Source organism: Pseudonocardia sp. 2-7, assembly GCF_056341085.1.
The window spans coordinates 2,547,545-2,568,108 of the sequence record NZ_CP094507.1 but is presented as its reverse complement, the minus strand read 5'-3'; the positions used below and the strand labels follow the sequence as shown (position 1 = coordinate 2,568,108).

Sequence of the window (20,564 nt, the reverse complement as noted above, 5' to 3'; positions counted from 1 at the left end):
CCGGGTGACCGATCCGCGCCGCCGCCACTACGGCGTCCTCTACGGCCTCGAGGCCCCGCCGCCGGGGCCGCTCGCCCTGGTGTGGGGCAACTGCCAGGCCGAGTCGGTCCGGGTGCTGCTCGCCGGCGTCGACGGTCTGCCGGTCACCCCCGTGCGCATCCCGCCGGTGCACGAGCTCACCGCCGACGACCTGCCCCACCTGCGCCGGCTGCTGTCCCGGACCCGGCTGCTGGCGTCCCAGCCGGTCCGCGACGACTACCGCGACCTGCCCCTGGGCACCGCCCAGGTCGCCGCCGGGCTGGCGCCGGGGGCGGTCGTCGTGCGCTGGCCGGTGATCCGCCATCCCGCGCTGCACCCGTGGTCGGCGATCGTGCGCCACGCGGCCGACCCGGCCGCCGTCCCGCCGGGGGTGCCCTACCACGACCTGCGGGCCCTCGCGGCCGCCGCGGGACGCGCGCCGGGGCCGCCGCCGACGCCGGAGGCGTTGCGCGAGGTGGGCCGCCGCGGGATCGCCGAGCTCGCCCGGCGGGAGGCCCGGGACACCGACGCGGGGGTGTCCGACGCGATCGCCGGGTTCGGGGCGGCGGCCGCGCACACCCTCAACCACCCCGGCAACGGGGTGCTGATGCTGCTCGCCGGGCGGATCCTCGACGCCGCCGGGATGCCGGGCGTCGTGTGTGACCCCGGACGCACCCTGCTCGGCGGGATCCGGTCCCCGCTGCGCGCCGACGTCGTCGACGCCCTCGGGCTGGACACGCCGCCGCGCCCGCACTGGTGCGTCGCCGACCGGGCGATCGGCGAGGACGAGGTCGCCGCCGCGCAACGGGCCTGGTACGCCACGCACCCCGAATGGGTGGACGCCGGGCTGGCCCGGCACGCCGACACGCTGGAGCTGCTGGGGCTGTAGCCGGGCCGGGGCCCAAGGTCGAGTTGTGGGGGGGCCCGGGGCACCGCATGATCGGTGGAACGTCCGGGTTCAGCCGCCAGCTCGCACGGTTCCGCCCTACGAGCCTCGGAGCGTGTCGACCCATGACCCCGCCCGCCTTCCACCGGTGACCGCCCGGATCGCGCTCATCGCCTCCGCCCGCTACCCGATCCGTGAACCGTTCCCGGGAGGGCTCGAGGCGCACACCGCCGGGCTCGCGTCCCGGCTGCGACGCCGCGGTCACGACGTGACCGTCTTCGGCGCGCCCGGTTCCGACCCCGGACTGCGGGTGCGGGAGATGGCGGTGCTGCCCCCGATCTCGGATGCCGCCCGCAGCGACGTCGGCATGCCGCCGGAGTGGTTCCTCGCCGAGCACCACTCCTACCTGGAGCTGCTGCTGGCGCTCTCGCGCGAACGCGGCCGCTACGACGTGGTGCACAACAACTCCCTGCACTACCTGCCGCTGGCGCTGGCCGACACCCTCGACGCGCCCGTCCTGACCACGCTGCACACCCCGCCGACGCCGTGGATGGAGTCCGCGGTGCGGCTCGGCGACCCGCAGCGGCTGCGGTTCGCCGCGGTCAGCGCGCACACCGCGCGCGCCTGGGCGCCGACCGGTGCCCGCGCGACGGTGGTCCGCAACGGGGTCGACACCACGGCCTGGGAGTACGGGCCGGGCGGTGGGGTCCCGGTGTGGTCGGGCCGCGTCGTCCCGGAGAAGGGCCCGGTGGAGGCGATCCGGGCGGCGCGGCTGGCCGGGACCGGGCTGCGCCTGGCCGGGCCGTGCCCGGACCGGGCGTTCTTCGACTCCTGCGTCGCCCCGCTGCTCGGCGACGGCGTCGACTACGTCGGCCACCTCGACCACCGGGCGCTGGCCCGCCTGGTCGGGGACGCGACCGTCGCCGTGGTGTCGCCGTGCTGGGACGAGCCCTACGGCCTGGTCGTCGCCGAGGCGCTGGCGTGCGGTACCCCGATCGCCGGGTTCGCCCGGGGTGCGCTGCCCGAGATCGTCGATCCGCTCAGCGGGGTGCTGGCCGAGCCCGGCGACGTCGAGGGGCTGGCCGAGGCGATCCGCGCGGCGTCGCTGCTCTCGCGCACCGACGCCCGCCGGCACGCCGAGGCGACCTGCTCGGCCGAGGTCATGATCGACGGCTACGAGCGCCTCTACCGGGCCCTGGCCGCGGCATGACCGGCGGCACCGGCCCGGGCGCCACCGCCGGCACGATCGTCTACTACGTGCACCACCACGGCAGCGGGCACGCCCACCGCGCCGCCGCGATCGCCGCGCACTGCCGTACCCCGGTCGTCGGGGTCGGGTCCCGGCCCGCCCCGCACGGCTGGCCCGGCGCCTGGCACGAGCTGCCCCTCGACACCGGCGGCGGCGACACCGGCGACGGCGGGGGTGACACGGCCGACACCGCCGACGTGACCGCGGGCGGGACGCTGCACTGGGTGCCCCGCCACCACGACGGTCTGCGCGCCCGGACCGCCGCGGTCTCGGCGCTGCTCGCCGCGGGCCCGGCCCGGCTGCTCGTCGCCGACGTGTCGGTGGAGATCGCGCTGCTGGCCCGGCTGCACGGGGTGCCGGTCGCCGTCGTCGCGCAGCCCGGGGAACGGCTCGACCGGGCGCACCGCACCGTCTACGACCTGGCGGAGGTCCTGCTCGCGCCGTGGCCCGCCGATCCGCCGCGGCCGTGGCGCCCGGAGCTGACCGGCCGGACGGTGCACCTGGGCGGCCTGTCCCGCTACGACGACCGCACCGCCCGCCCGCGTCCGGGCCGTCGCCGGGTGCTGGTCCTGACCGGCAGCGGCGACGGCGGCGCCGACCCGGCCGCACTCGCCGCCGCGGCGTCCGCCACCCCGGACTGGACCTGGCGGGTCGCCGGCGGCCTGACCGGCGCGCTGCGCGACGCCCCGCCGAACCTCGCCTGCGCCGGGTGGACGGGCGAGGTGTGGGCCGAGCTGCAGGACGCCGACGTCGTCGTCGGGCACGCCGGGCAGAACGTCGTCGCCGAGATCGCCGCCGCCCGCCGCGCCGCCGTCATCGTCCCGGCCGAGCGTCCCTACGGCGAGCAGGTCGCCACCGGCGCGGTGCTGCGGGCGGCCGGGCTCGCCACGGTCCGCGACCGCTGGCCCGCACCGGCCGACTGGCCCGGGGTGCTCGACGAGGCGGTGTCCCGCGGCGGGGCGGGCTGGTCGCGCTGGTCCGACGGGCGGGCCGCGGAACGCGCGGCCGCGGTGCTCGACGGGATCGCCGGGTGAGCGCGCCCGGAGCGCGGGTCGCCGTGGTCACCGTGGTCCGCGGCCGCGCCGGCCACCTCGCCCGCCAGCGCCGGGTGCTCGCCGCGGGACCGCCGGTGACCCACGTCGTCGTCGGGATGGGTGCGGAGCCCGCCACCGACGGTGCGGGCCCGCCGACCCGGGTGCTCACCGTGCCCGCGCCGGGGCCCTTGCCGCTGGCGGCGGCGCGCAACGCCGGGGCGGGCGCCGCGCTCGCCGGCGGGGCGACGCTGCTGGTGTTCCTCGACGTCGACTGCCTGCCCGGGGACGGCCTGGTCGACGGCTATCTCCGCGCCGCGGCACGACGCCCGGACGCGCTGCTGTGCGGGCCGGTCACCTACCTGCCGGCGGGGGTGCTGCCGGAGCGGGACCTGCACCACCACACCGACCCGCTCCCGGCGCGCCCGGCGCCGGCCGACGGGGCGCTGGTCGCCGAGCCGCGCCGGGAGCTGTTCTGGTCGCTGTCGTTCGCCGTCACCGCCGACGCGTGGCGGGCCGGCGGCGGGTTCTGCGAGGACTACGCCGGCTACGGCGGCGAGGACACCGACTTCGCGCTCTCCTGCGGGCTGGACCTGGTGTGGGTGGGCGGGGCGCACGCGTACCACCAGCACCATCCGCCGGCCCGGACCGACCCGGCCCGGATCGCCGAGATCGTCGGCAACGCCCGGCTGTTCCACGACCGCTGGGGGTGGTGGCCCATGGCGGGCTGGCTGCGTGAGCTGCACGCGACGGGCGCAGTGGAGTTCGACCCGCGGCGTGACGTGCTGCGGGTCGGGTGAGACCGGCCGGGTCTCAGCGGGTGGTGCGGGGCGGGCAGGCGCAGAACTGCACCGGGCGCATGCACGAGTAGCACAGGTCCGACGCCCGGCCCGGCCGCGCACGGCGGGTCAGGGCCCGGTGTGCGCACGCGAGGATCGACATGACCGGGACGTGTCCCGCCGGCACCGCCCCCACACGCGACGGGACGGATTGAGGGGACGGGCGGCCCCGCAGCTGCGACGGACGGCCGCAGCCGCCGCGACGTCCGGGCGAGCGGCAGCGGCCGACCGTCTCAGCGCGGGGTCACTCCGGGCCCCGGGAGCGCAGCTCCTCCACCCGTCCCATCGCCTCGCGCAGCTCGGTCAGCCACTCGTCGGCGTGCCGGCCGACCAGCCGCACCGACCAGGCCAGCGCGTCCGACCGGGACCGGGCGACGCCGGCGTCGACGAGGGTGTCGAGCACCGCCCGCTCGGGCTGGCGCAGCCGGGTCATCACCGGCACCGAGATCGTCGTGAACAGCTCGCGCGTCCCGCCGATCCGCGCGCCCCAGGCGACCTTGCGCCGGTAGCGGCTCTCGGCCTCGCGGGCGATCTCGATCCGCCGGTCCCGGGTCTCCTCGCGGAACCGCGAGATCCGCCCGGTCTCGGCGGCCGCGGCGTCCGCCCGTCCCGCATCGGTGTCGGGGTGGTCGCCGCCCGGCGAGGGCAGCTCCCCCACCACGACGATCTCGTCCCGGTCGACCGTCACCTCCGGCGCGCCGGTGAACCACCCGTCGGGCAGCCGTCCGGTGAACCACGCCGCGGCGTCGTCGGCCGGGGGGAGGTCGGCCTGCTGCCAGCCGCCCCGTCCGCGTCCTCGTCCTGTCATCGCGCACCTCCTGCATCGATGATTACAGGATTACACCGTAATGAGCTGGGACGCCAGCAGGACGGCGCCGAGGGTCACCATCGCGGCGCCCGCGACCCGGGACACGACGCGCGCCGCGGCGGGCCGCGCGGCCAGGACGGTGCGGGCGCCGACGCCCACGCCGGTGTAGACGAGGGCGCAGCCCAGCACGTGCACGAGGCCGAGCAGGAGGATCTGCCCGCCGACGGGGACCGCGGCGGCCGGGTCGGTGAACTGCGGCAGCAGCGCCAGGAACAGCAGCAACGCCTTCGGGTTGAGCCCGCTGACCCCGGCGCCGCGGACCAGGTCGCCGAGCCCGGACCCGCCACCGTCCACGGCCGCGGCGGCGGGGCCTGCCGGGCGGAGCAGCGTCGTCGCGCCGAGCACCAGCAGGTACGCGGCACCGACGGCGGTGAGCACGGTGAGGACCTCCGGCCGGCGCGCGACGACCGCCGCGATCCCCGCCGCGACGAGCGCGGCGAGCGCCAGGTGCCCGCTGAGCAGACCCGCCAGCGACGGCAGCACCGTCCGCCCGCGCAGCCCCGCGCGGATCATGTACGCCCAGTCCGCGCCGGGTGTGAGGACCAGCAGCAACGACAGGCCGGAGAACCCCAGCACGCTTCCGATCGGCATACCCCGACGCTAGGCAGGATGCGCCGACAGGTGTTCCCGATGATTCCACCACACGCCCCGGGTGGTGCAAGAATTCTGTCCGTGGACGCGATCGACCGGAAGATTCTTGCCGAGCTGCAGGCCGACGGCCGTCTGACCGTCACCGAGCTGGCCGAACGGGTGCGGCTGTCGGTGTCGCCGTGCCACCGCAGGCTGCGTGCCCTGGAGTCCTCCGGGGCGATCGCGGGCTACCGCGCCCACCTCGACGCGCACCGGCTCGGCCTGGGCTTCGACGCCCTGGTGTTCGTGACCATGCACGAAGCCGTGCAGGACACGGTGCAGGCGTTCGAGTCGGCCGTCGAGGACATCGAGCAGGTCGTCGCCGCCCAGCGGCTGTTCGGCGACCCGGACTACCTGCTGCGGATCATCACCCGGGACCTGCCCGCGTTCCAGCGGCTCTACGACGAGCGCCTCACCACCCTGCCCGGGGTGCAGCGGCTGTCCTCGACGCTGGTCATGAAGGACGTCGTCGCCGACCGGGGGCTGCCGCTGGAGCACGGGCTCGCCCCCGGCCGGGCCGGGTGAGACGCTGGCGCCTGACCAGCTGAGAAGGGCCGATCATGACGAGCACGATGCAGAAGACGCTCCACCACTGGGTCGCGGGAGCGCGGGTCGAGGGCACCTCCGGGCGGACGTCCGAGGTCACCGACCCGGCCACCGGCGAGGTCACCGCGCACCTGCCCCTCGCGAGCGCCGACGAGGCCGCCGCGGTGATCGCCGCCGCGAAGGCCGCGTTCCCGGCCTGGCGCGACACCTCGCTCGCCAGGCGCACCCAGATCCTGTTCCGCTTCCGCGAGCTGCTCGACGCCCGCGCACCGGAGCTGGCCGCGCTGATCACCGCCGAGCACGGCAAGGTGCTCTCCGACGCCGCGGGCGAGGTCGCGCGCGGCCAGGAGGTCGTCGAGTTCGCCTGCGGGATGCCGCACCTGCTCAAGGGCTCGGCGACCGAGAACGCCTCCACCGGCGTCGACGTGCACTCGGTCCGCCAGCCGCTGGGCGTCGTCGGGATCATCAGCCCGTTCAACTTCCCGGCGATGGTCCCGATGTGGTTCTTCCCGGTCGCGATCGCCACCGGCAACACCGTGGTGCTCAAGCCCTCGGAGAAGGTGCCTTCCGCCGCGCTCTGGATCGCCGAGCTGTGGTCCGAGGCCGGCCTGCCCGACGGCGTGTTCAACGTCCTCAACGGCGACAGGACCGCCGTCGACGCGCTCCTGACCAGCCCGGACGTCAAGTCCATCAGCTTCGTCGGCTCCACCCCGATCGCCCGCCACGTCTACGAGACCGGCACCGCACACGGCAAGCGCGTCCAGGCGCTCGGCGGGGCGAAGAACCACATGGTCGTGCTGCCCGACGCCGACCTCGACCTCGCCGCGGACCAGGCGGTCAACGCCGGGTTCGGCTCCGCGGGCGAGCGCTGCATGGCCGTGTCCGCGCTCGTGGCCGTCGGCGACATCGCCGACACCCTGGTCTCCAAGATCGCCGACCGGGCCCGCGCCCTGCGCACCGGCGACGGCCGCCGCTCCTGCGACATGGGCCCGCTGGTCACGCGCGCCGCCCAGGAGCGGGTGTCGGGCTACATCGACGCCGGCGAGTCCGAGGGCGCCGTCGTCGTCGTCGACGGCAGGCAGGGCGAGTTCGACGCCGACGGGTCCGGCTTCTTCGTCGGCCCCACCCTGCTCGACCACGTCGGCACCGACATGACCGTCTACACCGACGAGATCTTCGGCCCGGTGCTGTCGGTGGTGCGCGTCGAGACCTACGCGCGCGCCGTCGAGCTGATCAACGCCAACCCCTACGGCAACGGCACCGCGATCTTCACCAACGACGGCGGCGCCGCCCGCCGCTTCCAGAACGAGGTCGAGGTCGGCATGATCGGCATCAACGTGCCGGTGCCCGTGCCGATGGCCTACTACAGCTTCGGCGGATGGAAGAACTCGCTGTTCGGCGACACCCACGCGCACGGCACCGAGGGCGTGCACTTCTTCACCCGGGGCAAGGTCGTCACCACCCGCTGGCTCGACCCGAGCCACGCGGGCGTGAACCTCGGCTTCCCGCGCAACGGCTGAGCCGGCCGCCGGGCGGCCACCCGACGGCGCCGCCCGGCACCGGCGCACCGGACACCGCTCGGGTCCCGCAGGCCCTCTCGGCGCCCGGCGGGAGCACCGGCGCACCCGCCCGTACGACGACATCGGGCACCGGGTGTGGACGCGGCCCGCGGAGGTACCCCCCGGTATGACCTCCTTCCTGGGACGACTGGTGGACCGGCTGCGCGGACGCGGCCCGGCCGAGGACGTCGAGCCCGACCCGAACCTGGCCAACTCCCGCGAGACCGGCGGCCTGCCCCGGGAGGACGGCGACGCGGCGTCCACCACCGGCACCGGCGCGTCGGGCGAGTTCGTGGGCCGCGTCGCCGGGCGCGACGAGGGCTACGCGGGCCGGACCGGAGCCGAGGCCCGCGCGGAGGCGCTCGCCGAGGACCACCGCGAGGACGAGGCCCGCTGACCGGGTCCCCCGGGGCGCGGAGCGTGCCCCGGGGGACCGGACGTCGGGGGCGGTGCCGGGCTCAGGGGGTGAAGATCACCTTCACCGCACCGTCGGTCTTGTCCTGGAACATCGAGTACGCCTGCGCGGCCTCCTCCAGCGGGACCCGGTGGGTGGCGAAGTGGTCGACGCCGAGCGGGTCGTCGTCACCGAGCAGCGGCAGCAGGTCCGGGACCCAGCGCCACACGTTGGCCTGCCCCATCCGCATCTGGACCTGCTTGTCGAACAGGGTGAGCATCGGCAGCGGGGTGGCGCTGCCGCCGTAGACCCCCGACAGGGAGATCGTGCCGCCCCGGCGCACCGCGCCGATCGCCAGCTCCAGCGCCGCGGTGCGGTCGCTGCCCGCCGTCTCCATGACCGTGCGGCCCGGCCCGGAGGGCATCGCGGCCACCACCTTCTGGGCGGCGGCCGCGACCGGGGACCCGTGGGCCTCCATGCCGACCGCGTCGATGACGGCGTCGGCGCCGCGGCCCCCGGTCATCGACCGGATCGCGCCGAGCACCTCGTCGTCGCCGTGGCTCAGGTCCAGCGCCGGGATCCCACGCGCCTCGACCCGGGCCAGCCGCTCGGGCACGAGGTCGACGCCGACCACCTGCCGCACGCCCAGGTGGGCGGCGATCCGGGTGCACATGTCCCCGATCGGTCCGAGCCCCAGCACCACCAGCGTCCCGTCGGCGGGGGTCGCGGCGTACTGCACGGCCTGGTACGCCGTCGGCAGCACGTCGGACAGGAACAGGAACCGGTCGTCCGGCGGCCCCTGGGGCACCCGGATCGGCAACGAGTTGCCGAACGGCACCCGCAGGTACTCGGCCTGTCCGCCGGGCACCTGACCGTAGAGCGCGGTGTAGCCGAACAGGGACGCGCCGGTCCCCTGGTCGCGGTTCTGCGTGGTCTCGCACTGGGACTGCAGGCCGCGCCCGCACATCCAGCAGTGCCCGCAGCTGACGTTGAACGGGATCACGACACGGTCGCCGACCGACAGCTCGGTGACGGCGGGCCCCACCTCGGCCACCACACCCATCGGCTCGTGGCCGAGGACGTCGCCGGGCGACAGGAACGGGGTGAGCACCTCGTAGAGGTGCAGGTCGGAGCCGCACAGGCCGGAGCTGGTGATCTGCACGACCACGTCGTCGGGCTGCTCGACGACCGGGTCGGGGACGGTGTCCACCCGGACGTCGCGGCGGCCGTGCCAGGTCAGGGCACGCATGGGGTCCTCCTCGGTGTCGCCGGTGGTGCGGCGCCCGGCTACCCGGCCGCCTCCCGGCGAAACCGGCATGGGCGCCCGGCCGGCGGGTAGGCGTCGACGGTCACCCCCCACCACCGGAGGACCGCCATGGAGCCCCAGCCCGTCACCGAGGACCCGGCCGGTCCGGCCGACGGCATCACGAACCGCCTCGCGCCGTACGTCGCCTGGCTCGCGACACAGGTCGGCGACGAGGCGACGCGGCGCCGCTACCGCGAGGTCGCCGAGGCGTTCCTGCGCTTCTCCGCCGCGGACCGGGGTGCGCCGGGAACCCGTGGTCAGCGGTTCGTCGTCGCCCACCGCGACCGGGCCGCCCCGGAGACCACGCGGGCCGCGATGGACCGCCTCGTCGAGTACGACGCCGTCGTGCGGTGCACGCTCCCCTTCGACGCCTGAGGCCGCGGCAGCGCGCCCGCCCCGCCCGCCTCACCGCGGCCCGCGGGCGGCGTCGCGCCCGCCGGACCGGTCGCCGTCACCGGCCGGCTCGTCGGTCCACGCCGCGGGGTCCCCGTCCTCGGTTCCCACGTCGTCGGTGCCCGCGTGCACGCTGCGGTCGCGCAGCCCCGTCACCCGGCGGCCCGCCGCCTCCACCGCGCGCTGGAGACCCGCGTACGGGGCGTCTCCGAACGCGCGTCCGAACACGGCGACCGCGCCCAGCACCAGCAGCAGGACCCCCACCAGCACCGAACCGGTGTTGGTGGCGAACGGCCCGGCCGGGACCAGCCGGAGCACGCCGGTCAGGAGCCCGAGCAGGACCTCGGCGGTGCCCAGGACCATGAGCACCACCCCGAAGCCCCGCGCCCAGGGCAGCCGCGTGGCGCACGGCAGCCCGGCCACGCCGAGGACGAGGTGCACCAGGTCGCGCAGCGGGTCCACCCCGATGCCCAGCAGCTCCCCGCTCGCCGCGGGCAGCCCGGGAAGGCCGCTGTAGCGGAACCCGAGGAGCCCGTAGAGCAGGAGCAGGAACGCCGCGACGACCACCAGCAGCTGCGGCCAGGGGAACACCGCGTGGCCGTGGGAGTGGTGCTGGGACTGGGTGGGCATACTCGTCCTCCGGGCGGTGCGGCACCGGTCGGTCCGGCGTGACGGCGCGGCTACCCGCCCACCGGCAGCGGATGCCGATCGTGACGGGCATGACCCCCGCGGACCCGGGTAGCGCGGTGCACGGCGCCCCGCGCGGGCCGCCGGCACGGGAGGGGGAACCGGGTGACCGAACGGGTCGACGCCGTCGTGGTCGGGGCCGGGCACAACGGCCTCGTCGCGGCGAACCTGCTCGCCGACGCCGGCTGGGAGGTCCTGGTCTGCGAGGCCGCCGAGGCGCCGGGCGGCGCCGTGCGCTCGGCGGAGATCACCGCGCCGGGCTTCGTCAGCGACCTGGCCAGCGCGTTCCACCCGCTCGGCGCCGCCTCACCGGTGCTGCGCGAGCTCGACCTCGGCGCGCACGGGCTGCAGTGGCGCCACGCCCCCACCGTCCTGGCCCACCCCACCCCCGACGGCCGGTGCGCGGTGCTGCACCGCCGCCTCGACGACACCGCCGCCGCCCTCGACGACGACCACCCCGGCGACGGCGACGCCTGGCGCGCGCTGGTCGCGCAGTGGGACCGGATCGGCGACGACGTCGTCGCCGCCGCGCTGCGCCCGTTCCCCCCGGTCCGGCCGGCCTCCCGGCTCCTGCGCACGCTCGGCACCGGCGACGCCCTGCGGCTGGCCCGGATGCTGGTGCAGCCGGTGACGCGGATGGCCCAGGAGCACTTCGGGGGCCGGGCCGCCCCGCTGCTGCTGGCGGGCAACGCCCTGCACACCGACCTCGGGCCGGACTCCGCGGCGGGCGCCGCCTACGGCTGGCTGCTGGCGATGCTCGGCCAGCGTGTCGGCTTCCCGGTCCCGGCGGGCGGGGCCGGGGCCCTGACCGGTGCGCTCGTCGCCCGGCTGACGGCCCGCGGCGGGCGGATCGACTGCGGACGGCCGATCCGGACCGTCATGGTCGGACCGTCCGGCCGGGCCTGCGGGGTCGTGGACGCGGACGGCCGGCGGGTCCTCGCCCGCCGGGCGGTGCTCGCCGACGTCGACGCGCCCCGCCTCTACCGCGACCTCGTCGGGGAGGCGCACCTGCCGGCCCGCTTCGTCGCCGACCTCGCCCGGTTCGACTGGGACTTCTCCACGGTCAAGCTGGACTGGGCGCTCGACGGGCCGGTGCCCTGGACCGCGCCGGCTGCCCGGTCGGCGGGCACCGTGCACCTCGGCGCCGACGTCGACGGCCTGCGCCGCTACGCCGCCGACCTGACCGCCGGCCGGCTGCCCCGCGACCCGTTCCTGCTGTTCGGGCAGATGACCACGGCCGACCCGACCCGCTCCCCTCCCGGCACCGAGTCCGCCTGGGCCTACACCCACGTGCCCCGCGGCCTGGGCTGGGGCCGCGACGAGGTGCTGCGCTGGGCCGACCGGATGCAGCAGGTCGTCGAGGACCACGCGCCGGGGTTCGGGTCGCGGGTGCGGGCCCGCGCCGTCGCCGGGCCCGCGGACCTGCAGGGCCGCGACGGCAATCTCGTCGACGGGGCGATCACCGCGGGCACCTCCGCGGTGCACCAGCAGCTGGTGTTCCGCCCGGTGCCGGGCCTGGGCCGCGCCGACACCCCGGTGCCGGGGCTGTTCCTGGCCGGGGCGTCGGCGCACCCGGGCGGCGCCGTGCACGGCGGGCCCGGCGCCAACGCGGCGCGGGCCGCGCTGGCCGCGTCCGGGGCGACCGGGGTGCTCTACCGGGGCGCGGTGCGGTTCGCCCACCGGCGGCTGTACGGCTGAGCCCCCGCCCCGCGGTCGGGTTTGGACCCGCCGGGACCGGACATACGGCAGCCCGTGAGCCTCGACCACCGACCCGACGTCCCCGGCGCCGACCACCGGGATGGCCGATCCGGGCCCGCCACCGGCGTCCTGGACCCGGTGCCCGCACCCGCAGGCCCTGCCGAGCCGTTCCCGGGCGGGGCCGGGGCCACGCTCGCCGCCGCCGTCGCCGCCGGTGGGCTCGACCTCCCGCTGCCCGGTTCCGGGGCGACCGCGACCCGGTGGGCGCGGCTGGCCCGGATCGCACGACGCGACCTGCCGGTCGCGCGGCTGGCCGAGGGACACGCCGACGCCGTCGCGATCCTCGCCGACCACCACCGCTCCCCCGTCCCGGGCGCCGGCTACGGGGTCTGGGCGTCGCGGTCCGGCGGCGGGGCCCGGCTCGACGGCGGCCACGACGGGCTCCGTCTGTCGGGCACCGTGCGGTTCTGCTCGGGCACCCACCTGCTCGACCGGGCACTCGTCGTCGCCGGGTCAGGGGCCGGCACCCGGCTCGTGGACCTGGACCTGCGTGCCCCGCAGGTAGAACGGGTGACGGCCTGGCGGGCCGCCGGGATGGCCGCCAGCGACACCCACGACGTCGTCCTGCACGACGTGCCCCTGCCGGCCGAGGCCGTGGTCGGCGGACCGGACGCCTACACCGACCGCCCCGGGTTCGCCCACGGCGGCGCCGGGGTCGCCGCGGTGTGGCTGGGCGCGGCCGCCGCGATCGTCGACCACGTCGCGGCGCCGCTGCGCACGGCCGACCCGGACCCGCACCGGCTGGCCGCGCTCGGGGCGGTGCACGCCGCCGTCGCCGCCGCGGACGCCCTGCTCGCCGTCACCGCGGCCCGGATCGACGCCGACCCCGCCACCGCCCACCACGACGCGGTGGCCACCGTGCGGGCCGCGGTGGAGCGGGCGTGCCGGAGCGTGCTCGACGCCGCCCCGGAGATCGCCGGGGTCGCCGTGCTGGCCGGGTCGCCGCTGCTCACCGCACGCCTCGCGGACCTGCAGATCTACCTGCGCCAGCACCACGGCGGACGCGACCTCGCCGCCCTCGGGCGCGCCCTGGTCACCCCGGCGACCTGATGGAGCCCGTGCAGTCCCCGGACGCCTGGGAGGACGCGGCCGCGAGCCTCGCCCGGCGCGGTCTCGACCCGTCGTCGTTCGGCCGCCTGGTCGTGGTGTGCGCCCACCCCGACGACGAGACCCTCGGCGCGGCCGGGCTCATGCGCGGGGTCGTCGCCGCGGGCGGCACCGTCGAGATCGTCCTGGCCAGCGACGGTGAGGCCGCCCTGCCCGAGGTCGGGACGATCGACCGGGCCGGGCTGGCCCGCACCCGCCGCGCCGAGCTCGACGCGGCGCTGGCCGAACTGGGCGTGCCCGCGACGGTGCACCGGCTCGGGCTGCCCGACTCGGCGCTGCGCGAGGACCAGCTCGTCGGTCCGCTGACCGGGCTGCTCGCCGGCGCCGACGCGTGGGCGAGCCCGTGGCGGGGCGACCCGCACCCCGACCACGCCGCGGTCGGCCGGGCCTGCCCGGCGGCGGCCCCGGTGACCGCGCACGGTTTCGGGTTCCCGATCTGGGCCCGCACCCGGATCGCGCCGACCGATCCCGGCGTGCCGTGGGACCGCGCCCATCGGCTGACGCTGTCCGCCGACGACCGGGACGCCAAGCGCCGCGCGATCGCCGCGCACGCCTCGCAGTCCGCCGTGCCGCCCGGCGGGACCCGCGCGGTCCTGTCCCCGGCGACGCTCGCCCACTTCCACGGCGGTCACGAGGTCTACTTCCGGGAGCCGCCGCCCTCGGGGGCGCCGCCGGAGCTGTTCGCCGGGCTCTACCGCGACGGCGCCGACCCCTGGGCCGTGCGCACGTCGTTCTACGAGCGGCGCAAGCGCGACGTGCTGCTGGCCTGCCTGCCGCGGGAGCGCTACGCGCTGGCCGCCGAACCTGCCTGCGGGCTCGGCGAGCTGACCCGTGACCTGGCGGCGCGCTGCGACCGGGTGGTGGCCTCCGACGTGGTCGACGAGGCCGTCGCCGCCACCACCGACGCCCTCGGCGGGACCCCGGGCGTCGAGGTCCTGGCGGCCGACGTCGACGACGACCGGGCGATCCCCGGCGGCGTCGACCTCGTCGTCCTCGCCGAGTTCCTCTACTACCTGCCCGCCGCGCGGGTGGGCGCCGTGCTCGACCGCATCGCGGGCGCGCTGGTGCCGGGCGGCGACCTGGTGCTGGTGCACTGGCGGCAGTGGCCCGCCGAGGCGCCCGCCGACGCCGCCACCGTGCACGCGCGGGTGCTGGCCGACGACCGCTTCGACACCCTCGTCGAGCACACCGACGAGCAGTTCCTCCTGCACGTGGTCCGGCGCCGGTGAACCGGACCGCGCGGTCGGGGACCGCACCCTCCGCCGCGGGCGTGCTCGTCCCCGCCCACGACGAGGCGGGCACCATCACCGCCTGCGTCCGGTCCGTGCTGACCGCCCTCGACCACACGCCCGGGCTCACCGCGCGGGCGCTGTGCGTGGTCGCCGACCGCTGCTCCGACGCCACCGCCGCGCTCGCCCGGGCCGCCGCCGCGACGCACCCGGCCGCGGACCGGGTGCGGGTGACGGTGCTCGAACCCACCGCCGGGGTGGCCCCGCTGCCCGGCTGCCGGTCCGCGCCGCGGCCGCACGAGGTCGCCGGGCCGGTCACGATCGGCGCGGTCCGCGAGCTCGCCGCCGTCACCCTGGCCGCGCTGCTCGCCGCCGACGGCGCCGCCCCGGCGACGACCTGGCTGCTCGGCACCGACGCCGACGGCACCGTGGCCCCCGGCTGGGTCGCCGCACACCTGGCGCTGGCCGCGGCCGGCGCCGACGCCGTCGCCGGTGGGGTGGTGCTCGACGTGCCCGGGCTGCCGCGCCCGCCCGGCGAGCCCGCGCCGCCCGACCACCCGGTGTATGGCGCGAACCTCGGCGTGCGCGCCGACGCGTGGGCCGCGGTCGGCGGGTTCCCGCCGCTGGCCTGCGGCGAGGACCACGGGCTCGTCGCCCGGCTGCGGGCCGGCGGCTACCGGGTCGTCGCGGGTGCGCCCGCGACGGTGCGGACCAGCGCCCGCACCCGCGGCCGGGCCCGTGGCGGGCTCGCCGACCTGCTGCGCGACGCCGGTGCGCCGGCCCTCCCGCAGGCCGGGACGGGTGCCGGCGCGGGCGGGGCGGGCAGGCCGGTCGCCTGAGCGTGGCCGCCGGGGGTCAGCGCGGGGGCCCGTCGAAGTCGTCGGGCGTGGCGGTGTCGAGGAACCGGCGGAACGCCTCCAGCTCGCCGGAGCCGCTGCCCAGCCCCTCGACCACGACCGTCGACGGGTCGACCCCGGCCACGGTCAGCACCGCGTCGGCGACGACGATGTCGGCGCCGAGCAGCAGCGCCAGGACCACCGCGTCGCTGGTGCGCGAGTCGACGCGGGTGCCGTCGTCGAGGTCGAGCTCGGCGTGGAACACCGCGTCGCGCAGGGTGTGCACGCGGACCCGGACCAGGCGGCGGCCCGCGGCGCGCAGCACGGCGCCGATCAGGCGGTGGGTACCGGGGCGGGCGCTCTGCACCCCCTCCAGCGCGGCCGCCGCGGCCAGCGCCTCGGCCTCCCCCACCGCGACGACGACGATCCGCCCCGCCCCGGACGTCTCCTCCAGCAGGACGACCCGGTCGGTCGTGGCCGCGTCGGTGCCGACGGCCTTCACCCGTACCTGCGGCATCTGCGCACATCCCGTCCTCGGTGTCGCACGGGGTACCCGCCGGGCGCCGGACCACACCCGCGCGGCGCGCGGAGTCCGACCTCACCGGCCGGCGCCGCGTGGACGCCGGGCGCGTGGGTACCCCGCGCGGATGACGACCCCCGACACCGCGGTGATCGACGTCGACGGCACGCTCGTCGACACCAACTACCACCACACCATCGCCTGGTCCCGCGCCCTGCGCCGGTTCGGCGTCACGGTGCCGCTGTGGCGGCTGCACCGTGCGGTCGGGATGGGCGGGGACCAGCTGGTCCCCGCCGTCGCCGGTCAGGGGTTCGAGGACACCCACGGCGACGACGCCCGCGCCGCCTGGAAGGAGGAGTTCGACCCGCTGCTCGGCGAGGTCGTCGCCCTGCCCGAGGCGGCGGACCTGCTCGTCGACCTGCGCGACGGGTTCGGGATGAAGGTGGTGCTGGCCAGCTCGGGCGATCCCGAGCACGTCGAGGCCTATCTGGACCTGTTCGACGGACGCACCCTCGCCGACGCCTGCCTCACCCGGTCCGACGCGCGCCGCACCAAGCCCGACCCGGATCTGGTCAAGGCGGCGGTGCGCCGGGTCGCCGGGTCGACCGCGTTCGTCCTGGGCGACTCCGAGTGGGACGTGCGCGCCGCCGCTGCCGCCGGGCACCCCGCCTACGCGGTGCGCACCGGCGGAGCGGGTGTCGACGAGCTGACCGCGGCCGGCGCCGTCGAGGTCCTCACCGACCTCGCCGCGGTGCGGCAGGCGATCCCGCGGATCCTGCGCGGCTGACCCCGGCACCGGGCTGGCAGCATCGGCGCGGGTCGTGGTCGCGTCCCGCGACGGGCCGGACAGGAGCACCGCATGTCGATCATCGCCGTCGAGGAGCACTGGACCTCCCCCGCGCTGGACGCGGCACTGGCCGCCCTGCCACCGCACCGCCGGGACCCGAGCACGGCCCTCAACGACATCGGCGACCACCTCGCGCAGCTGCACGACCTCGGCGCGGGTCGGCTCGCCGCGATGGACGCCCAGGGCGTCGACCTGCAGGTGCTCTCGGTCGTCCCGCCGTCGACCGGACCGCTGGACCCGGCGGACGCGGTCGCGCTGTGCCGCGAGCTCAACGACACCGCCGCCGCGGCCGTCGCCGACCACCCGCGGCGCCTGCGTGCGATGGCGACCCTGCCCACCGCGCACCCGTCGGCGGTCGCGGCCGAGCTGGAACACGCCGCCGACCTGGGCCTGGTCGGGGCGATGGTCTACGGCCGCAGCGGCGACATCCTGCTCGACGACCCCCGCCTCGACGACCTGTTCGCCGTCGCCGCGGCACGCGCGCTGCCGGTGTTCGTGCACCCGCAGGTCCCGCCGCCCGCCGTGCGCGACGCGTCCTACTCCGGGTTCGGCGACACCACCGACCTGGCGCTCGCGACGTTCGGGTGGGGCTGGCACGTGGAGGCCGCCGTCGCGGTGCTGCGCCTGATCGCCCGCGGCACCTTCGACCGGCACCCCGGCCTGACCGTCGTACTCGGACACTGGGGCGAGCTGCTGCCCTACTGGGCCGACCGCGCGAACGGCGTCGCCCGGGTCGCCGGGCTGGAGCACTCGGTACCCGAGTACGTGCGCGAGAACATCGTGCTCACCTGCTCGGGGATGCTCGACCCTGCGCACCTGCGGCACGCGCTGGCGGTGACGACACCCGACCGGCTGCTGTTCTCCACCGACCACCCCTTCCAGCACCCGTCGCGGGCGGAGGTCGCGGGGTTCCTCGACGGGTTCGCCGCCGCCGACCGCGACCTGTTCACCGAGGGCAACGCGCGTCGGCTGTTCCGCATCGAGGGACCGGTCGGCCCGGACCGGTAGCGGGGGTGGTGTCGTCCGCCACCGGTGTGTCACGCGCCGTACGGGCCCGCCCGAGGTAGGGTGGGAACCGGATCAGATCTGCCGACCGTCCCGGGTGTTCCACGGCCGGGTCGTACGGCGGGTCCCGGACACCGTCGACGGCCTGTGGCGCTTCCCGCAGCCGGACCGCCGACCTCCGTGACTGCGATCCCCCACCGGCCGGTTCGTGGTGCGGAGGGGCCATCCGGCCCTTCGTCACGTCGAGCACGTCCGGCCGCGGCCCCCCGGGGACGCGGCCACGGACCGGCGCCGCAGGACGTCGACAGGAGCAGTACGTGGCGCGAGGAGGCCGGCCCCGGACCGGGGCTCGCCAGGGCACCCCCCAGCGACGTCGCCGCCCGCGCGGCAACGACGTGATGTCGGTGCTGACCGGGGCCGCACGCGAGGTGCGGACCGCCCTGCGGACCGGCCGGGTCACCCCGGCCACCCGCACCAAGTTCCAGACGGTGGCGCTGCTGCTGCGTGACGAACGGGCCCGGGTCCGCGACCGGCACGACGACGCGAAGCGGGCCGAGACCCTGCAGCGGCTCGACGAGATCGCGAAGGCACTGGCGATGGACGCGGTCCGCGACGCGGGCCTGCTGGCCCTGCTCGCCGACGACGCCGTCGTCTCCGACTCGGCGCGCGCGCTCAAGCGGGAGATGCTGCGCTCGGCCGGGATCGAGGTCGACGAGCCCGAGCCGGAACCGGAGCCCGTCGAGGTCCCGCTGGTCCCGGCGAAGCCGCAGGTCGTGCCGCAGTCCGTGGTGGCCCGGCAGATGGCGAACCCGTTCCTCGCGCCCGACTTCTCCGCCGCGCCGCCGAGCGGCCCGCGCCCGACGCCGCTGACCGGCTGGGAGCTGCTCGGCCCGCTGCTGCGCTCCTTCGAGCGCGCCGGGGCCGGCGCACCGGCGTGCATGGAGCTGCCCGAGCCCTCGACCCGCCCGGTCCCGGGCGGCCGGGAGCTGATGCCGCACCAGGCGGAGCTCGTCGCCGCCGCGGAGAACGGCCACCGCACCTTCCTGCTCGCCGACGAGCCCGGCCTGGGCAAGACCGCGCAGGCACTGCGCGCGGCCGAGGCCGCGAACGCCTACCCGCTGCTGGTCGTCGTGCCGAACGTGGTGAAGACCAACTGGGTGCGCGAGGCCGCGCTGTGGGCGCCGCGCCGGGCCGCGACCGCGATCCAGGGCAACGGCGACTCCGTCGACGGCTTCGCCGACATCGTCGTCGTCAACTACGAGGTGCTCGACCGGCACATCGGCTGGCTGGGCGACTTCGGGTTCCGCGGGATGGTCGTCGACGAGGCGCACTTCATCAAGAACCGCACCTCCCAGCGGTCCAAGCACGTCCTGGACATCGCCGAGAAGATCCGGTCGTTCATCCCGCGGCCGCTGCTGATGGCGCTGACCGGCACCCCGCTGATCAACGACGTCGAGGACTTCCTGGCCATCTGGCAGTTCCTCGGCTGGATCGACGCGACGAAGCCCCGCGCCGAGCTGCTCGACAGGCTCACCGCGACCGGGATGACCCCGGCCGACGGGCTGTTCGAGCGCGCCGCGCGCCAGTGCGTCGTCGACATGGGCATCGTACGCCGTCGCAAGATCGACGTCGCCGCGGACATCCCGGCCCGGCGCATCGCGGACCTGCCCGTCGAGATCGACGGCCCGACCGGCCGGTCCATCCGGGCCGCGGAGAAGGCGCTGGCCCGGCGGATGGTCGCCCGCTACACCGCCGCGCTCGCCGCCCGCCGGTCCGGCCCGACGGTCGAGGGCATCGACCACGGCCTGGTCCGCGACGTCGCGGGCTGGGAACAGAAGGACGCCGCGGAGGCGGGCTCCGGGGACAACGTGTTCACGATGATGCGCCGCCTCGGCCGGGCCAAGGCCGGGCTGGCGGCGGACTACGCGGTGCAGATCGCGCGCAGCGCGGGCAAGGTCGTGTTCTTCGCCAAGCACGTCGACGTCATGGACGCCGCCGAGCAGACCTTCGCCAAGCAGGGCGTGCGGTACTCCTCGATCCGCGGCGACCAGACGCCGTCGGTGCGCCAGCGCAACATCGACGCGTTCGTGAACGACCCGGGCGTCGCGGTGGCGGTGTGCTCGCTGACCGCGGCGGGGGTCGGGCTGAACCTGCAGGTCGCCTCGAACATCGTGCTCGCGGAGCTGTCCTGGACCGCGGCCGAGCAGACCCAGGCGATCGACCGCAGCCACCGGATCGGACAGTCCGAACCGGTGACCGCGTGGCGGATCCTCGCCGCCCAGACGATCGACGCCCGGATCGCCGACCTGATCGACTCCAAGGCCGGCCTCGCGGCGGCGGCGCTCGACGGCGCCGACGACGTGTCCGGGTCGTCGGCCGACGTGCAGCGCGAGGCCCTGGTCGCGCTGCTCACCGAGGCCCTGGAGGCCGACCTGGCGGCGTGAGCGGCCGGGTCAGCTCGCGGGCGGCGTGTAGAACTGCAGGTCGTTGCCCTCGGTGTCGCGGAACGGGAAGATCCGGCCCCAGGAGTGCTCGCTGATGTCGCCCTGGACGTGGCCGCCGCGCCGCTTCAGGTCGTCGAGGGCCTCCTCGATGGACGTCTCCGGGTGGAAGCTGATCACGGCACCGCCGTGGTCGGCGGTCTCCGCGGTCTCCCGGCCGTTGAGCCCGATGGTGAGACCGCCGGCGTCGAGCTCGGTCCAGTCGTCGCTCTCCATCGTCACGGCCAGGCCGAGGACGTCCCGGTAGAACGCGGTCGCCCGCGTCATGTCGGTCACCGGCACCCAGACCGCTGCCACCTGCTTCGCCATGTCCACTCCGTTCCGCCGGCGTGCGCCGACGTGTCGCACGACACCC

21 protein-coding genes are annotated in these 20,564 nt (G+C 76.8%); 15 read left to right on the top strand and 6 right to left on the bottom strand.

Annotated elements, in window-relative coordinates:
* Positions 1-4 precede the first annotated feature (4 nt).
* The 4 genes from MTO91_RS12550 (at position 5) to MTO91_RS12535 (ending at position 3,984) form a co-directional block, all read left to right on the top strand.
* Positions 5-907 carry a WcbI family polysaccharide biosynthesis putative acetyltransferase gene (locus tag MTO91_RS12550; RefSeq protein WP_346108205.1) on the top strand — a complete coding sequence of 301 codons (903 nt, stop codon included), beginning with the start codon at positions 5-7 and terminating at the stop codon, positions 905-907.
* A 145-nt stretch (positions 908-1,052) separates the two neighbouring features.
* Complete coding sequence (locus tag MTO91_RS12545) at positions 1,053-2,114, top strand: glycosyltransferase (RefSeq protein WP_346108203.1); 1,062 nt, start codon at positions 1,053-1,055, stop codon at positions 2,112-2,114.
* The gene (locus tag MTO91_RS12540) at positions 2,111-3,187 is read left to right on the top strand and encodes a glycosyltransferase (protein WP_476654592.1); all 1,077 of its coding nucleotides are present in this window, start codon (positions 2,111-2,113) and stop codon (positions 3,185-3,187) included. The genes MTO91_RS12545 and MTO91_RS12540 overlap by 4 nt, the downstream gene beginning before the upstream one ends.
* On the top strand, positions 3,184-3,984 hold the full coding sequence (locus MTO91_RS12535) for a glycosyltransferase family 2 protein (protein WP_476654590.1): 801 nt from the start codon (positions 3,184-3,186) through the stop codon (positions 3,982-3,984). The genes MTO91_RS12540 and MTO91_RS12535 overlap by 4 nt, the downstream gene beginning before the upstream one ends.
* 283 nt (positions 3,985-4,267) lie before the next feature.
* Here the strand turns inward: MTO91_RS12535 and MTO91_RS12530 are convergent, their stop codons facing one another.
* Positions 4,268-4,831: a hypothetical protein gene (locus MTO91_RS12530; RefSeq protein WP_208823552.1), complete on the bottom strand. Its 564-nt coding sequence runs from the start codon at positions 4,829-4,831 to the stop codon at positions 4,268-4,270.
* A gap of 30 nt (positions 4,832-4,861) precedes the next feature.
* Positions 4,862-5,482, bottom strand: coding sequence for a LysE family translocator (locus MTO91_RS12525; protein ID WP_179760011.1), 621 nt, complete (start codon positions 5,480-5,482; stop codon positions 4,862-4,864).
* A gap of 81 nt (positions 5,483-5,563) precedes the next feature.
* Between MTO91_RS12525 and MTO91_RS12520 the strand changes: the two genes are divergently transcribed.
* The 3 genes from MTO91_RS12520 (at position 5,564) to MTO91_RS12510 (ending at position 8,023) form a co-directional block, all read left to right on the top strand.
* Complete coding sequence (locus tag MTO91_RS12520) at positions 5,564-6,046, top strand: Lrp/AsnC family transcriptional regulator (protein ID WP_100877935.1); 483 nt, start codon at positions 5,564-5,566, stop codon at positions 6,044-6,046.
* 47 nt (positions 6,047-6,093) lie between these two features.
* On the top strand, positions 6,094-7,587 hold the full coding sequence (locus MTO91_RS12515) for a CoA-acylating methylmalonate-semialdehyde dehydrogenase (RefSeq protein ID WP_476654868.1): 1,494 nt from the start codon (positions 6,094-6,096) through the stop codon (positions 7,585-7,587).
* 166 nt (positions 7,588-7,753) lie between these two features.
* Entirely contained in the window at positions 7,754-8,023 is a 270-nt protein-coding gene (locus MTO91_RS12510; protein ID WP_178374918.1) for a hypothetical protein, read from the top strand.
* Positions 8,024-8,084: 61 nt separating this feature from the next.
* Here the strand turns inward: MTO91_RS12510 and MTO91_RS12505 are convergent, their stop codons facing one another.
* Positions 8,085-9,269, bottom strand: coding sequence for an alcohol dehydrogenase catalytic domain-containing protein (locus MTO91_RS12505; RefSeq protein ID WP_476654587.1), 1,185 nt, complete (start codon positions 9,267-9,269; stop codon positions 8,085-8,087).
* A 126-nt stretch (positions 9,270-9,395) separates the two neighbouring features.
* Here MTO91_RS12505 and MTO91_RS12500 point away from each other — a divergent pair, with 126 nt between their 5' ends.
* Entirely contained in the window at positions 9,396-9,701 is a 306-nt protein-coding gene (locus MTO91_RS12500) for a hypothetical protein (RefSeq protein WP_476654586.1), read from the top strand.
* Between the two features lie 30 nt (positions 9,702-9,731).
* Here the strand turns inward: MTO91_RS12500 and MTO91_RS12495 are convergent, their stop codons facing one another.
* A complete protein-coding gene (locus MTO91_RS12495) occupies positions 9,732-10,349 on the bottom strand; it encodes a DUF4383 domain-containing protein (protein ID WP_476654585.1) in 618 nt (205 codons plus the stop codon).
* A gap of 162 nt (positions 10,350-10,511) precedes the next feature.
* On the opposite strand from MTO91_RS12495, the gene MTO91_RS12490 reads away from it, so the two are divergent.
* Genes MTO91_RS12490 through MTO91_RS12475 form a run of 4 tightly spaced genes read left to right on the top strand, consistent with a single transcriptional unit; the run spans position 10,512 to position 15,339 of the window.
* Positions 10,512-12,104, top strand: a complete 1,593-nt coding sequence (locus MTO91_RS12490; protein ID WP_476654583.1) for a phytoene desaturase family protein — start codon at positions 10,512-10,514, stop codon at positions 12,102-12,104.
* A gap of 54 nt (positions 12,105-12,158) precedes the next feature.
* Entirely contained in the window at positions 12,159-13,214 is a 1,056-nt protein-coding gene (locus MTO91_RS12485; RefSeq protein WP_476654582.1) for an acyl-CoA dehydrogenase family protein, read from the top strand.
* Positions 13,214-14,500 carry a PIG-L family deacetylase gene (locus tag MTO91_RS12480; protein ID WP_476654580.1) on the top strand — a complete coding sequence of 429 codons (1,287 nt, stop codon included), beginning with the start codon at positions 13,214-13,216 and terminating at the stop codon, positions 14,498-14,500. The genes MTO91_RS12485 and MTO91_RS12480 overlap by 1 nt, the downstream gene beginning before the upstream one ends.
* Positions 14,497-15,339 carry a glycosyltransferase family 2 protein gene (locus tag MTO91_RS12475; protein ID WP_476654578.1) on the top strand — a complete coding sequence of 281 codons (843 nt, stop codon included), beginning with the start codon at positions 14,497-14,499 and terminating at the stop codon, positions 15,337-15,339. Before MTO91_RS12480 ends, MTO91_RS12475 begins: the two co-directional genes overlap by 4 nt.
* Positions 15,340-15,355: 16 nt before the next feature.
* Here MTO91_RS12475 and MTO91_RS12470 read toward each other — a convergent pair whose 3' ends face one another.
* Positions 15,356-15,853 carry a bifunctional nuclease domain-containing protein gene (locus MTO91_RS12470; protein ID WP_251782884.1) on the bottom strand — a complete coding sequence of 166 codons (498 nt, stop codon included), beginning with the start codon at positions 15,851-15,853 and terminating at the stop codon, positions 15,356-15,358.
* A 130-nt stretch (positions 15,854-15,983) separates the two neighbouring features.
* Here MTO91_RS12470 and MTO91_RS12465 point away from each other — a divergent pair, with 130 nt between their 5' ends.
* The 3 genes from MTO91_RS12465 (at position 15,984) to MTO91_RS12455 (ending at position 20,152) form a co-directional block, all read left to right on the top strand.
* On the top strand, positions 15,984-16,643 hold the full coding sequence (locus MTO91_RS12465) for an HAD family hydrolase (protein ID WP_346107247.1): 660 nt from the start codon (positions 15,984-15,986) through the stop codon (positions 16,641-16,643).
* A 72-nt stretch (positions 16,644-16,715) separates the two neighbouring features.
* A complete protein-coding gene (locus MTO91_RS12460; protein ID WP_476654577.1) occupies positions 16,716-17,711 on the top strand; it encodes an amidohydrolase family protein in 996 nt (331 codons plus the stop codon).
* 314 nt (positions 17,712-18,025) lie between these two features.
* Positions 18,026-20,152: a DEAD/DEAH box helicase gene (locus MTO91_RS12455; RefSeq protein ID WP_346107250.1), complete on the top strand. Its 2,127-nt coding sequence runs from the start codon at positions 18,026-18,028 to the stop codon at positions 20,150-20,152.
* A gap of 9 nt (positions 20,153-20,161) precedes the next feature.
* On the opposite strand, the gene MTO91_RS12450 is transcribed toward MTO91_RS12455, so the two are convergent.
* Complete coding sequence (locus MTO91_RS12450) at positions 20,162-20,518, bottom strand: VOC family protein (RefSeq protein ID WP_346107252.1); 357 nt, start codon at positions 20,516-20,518, stop codon at positions 20,162-20,164.
* Positions 20,519-20,564 lie beyond the last annotated feature (46 nt).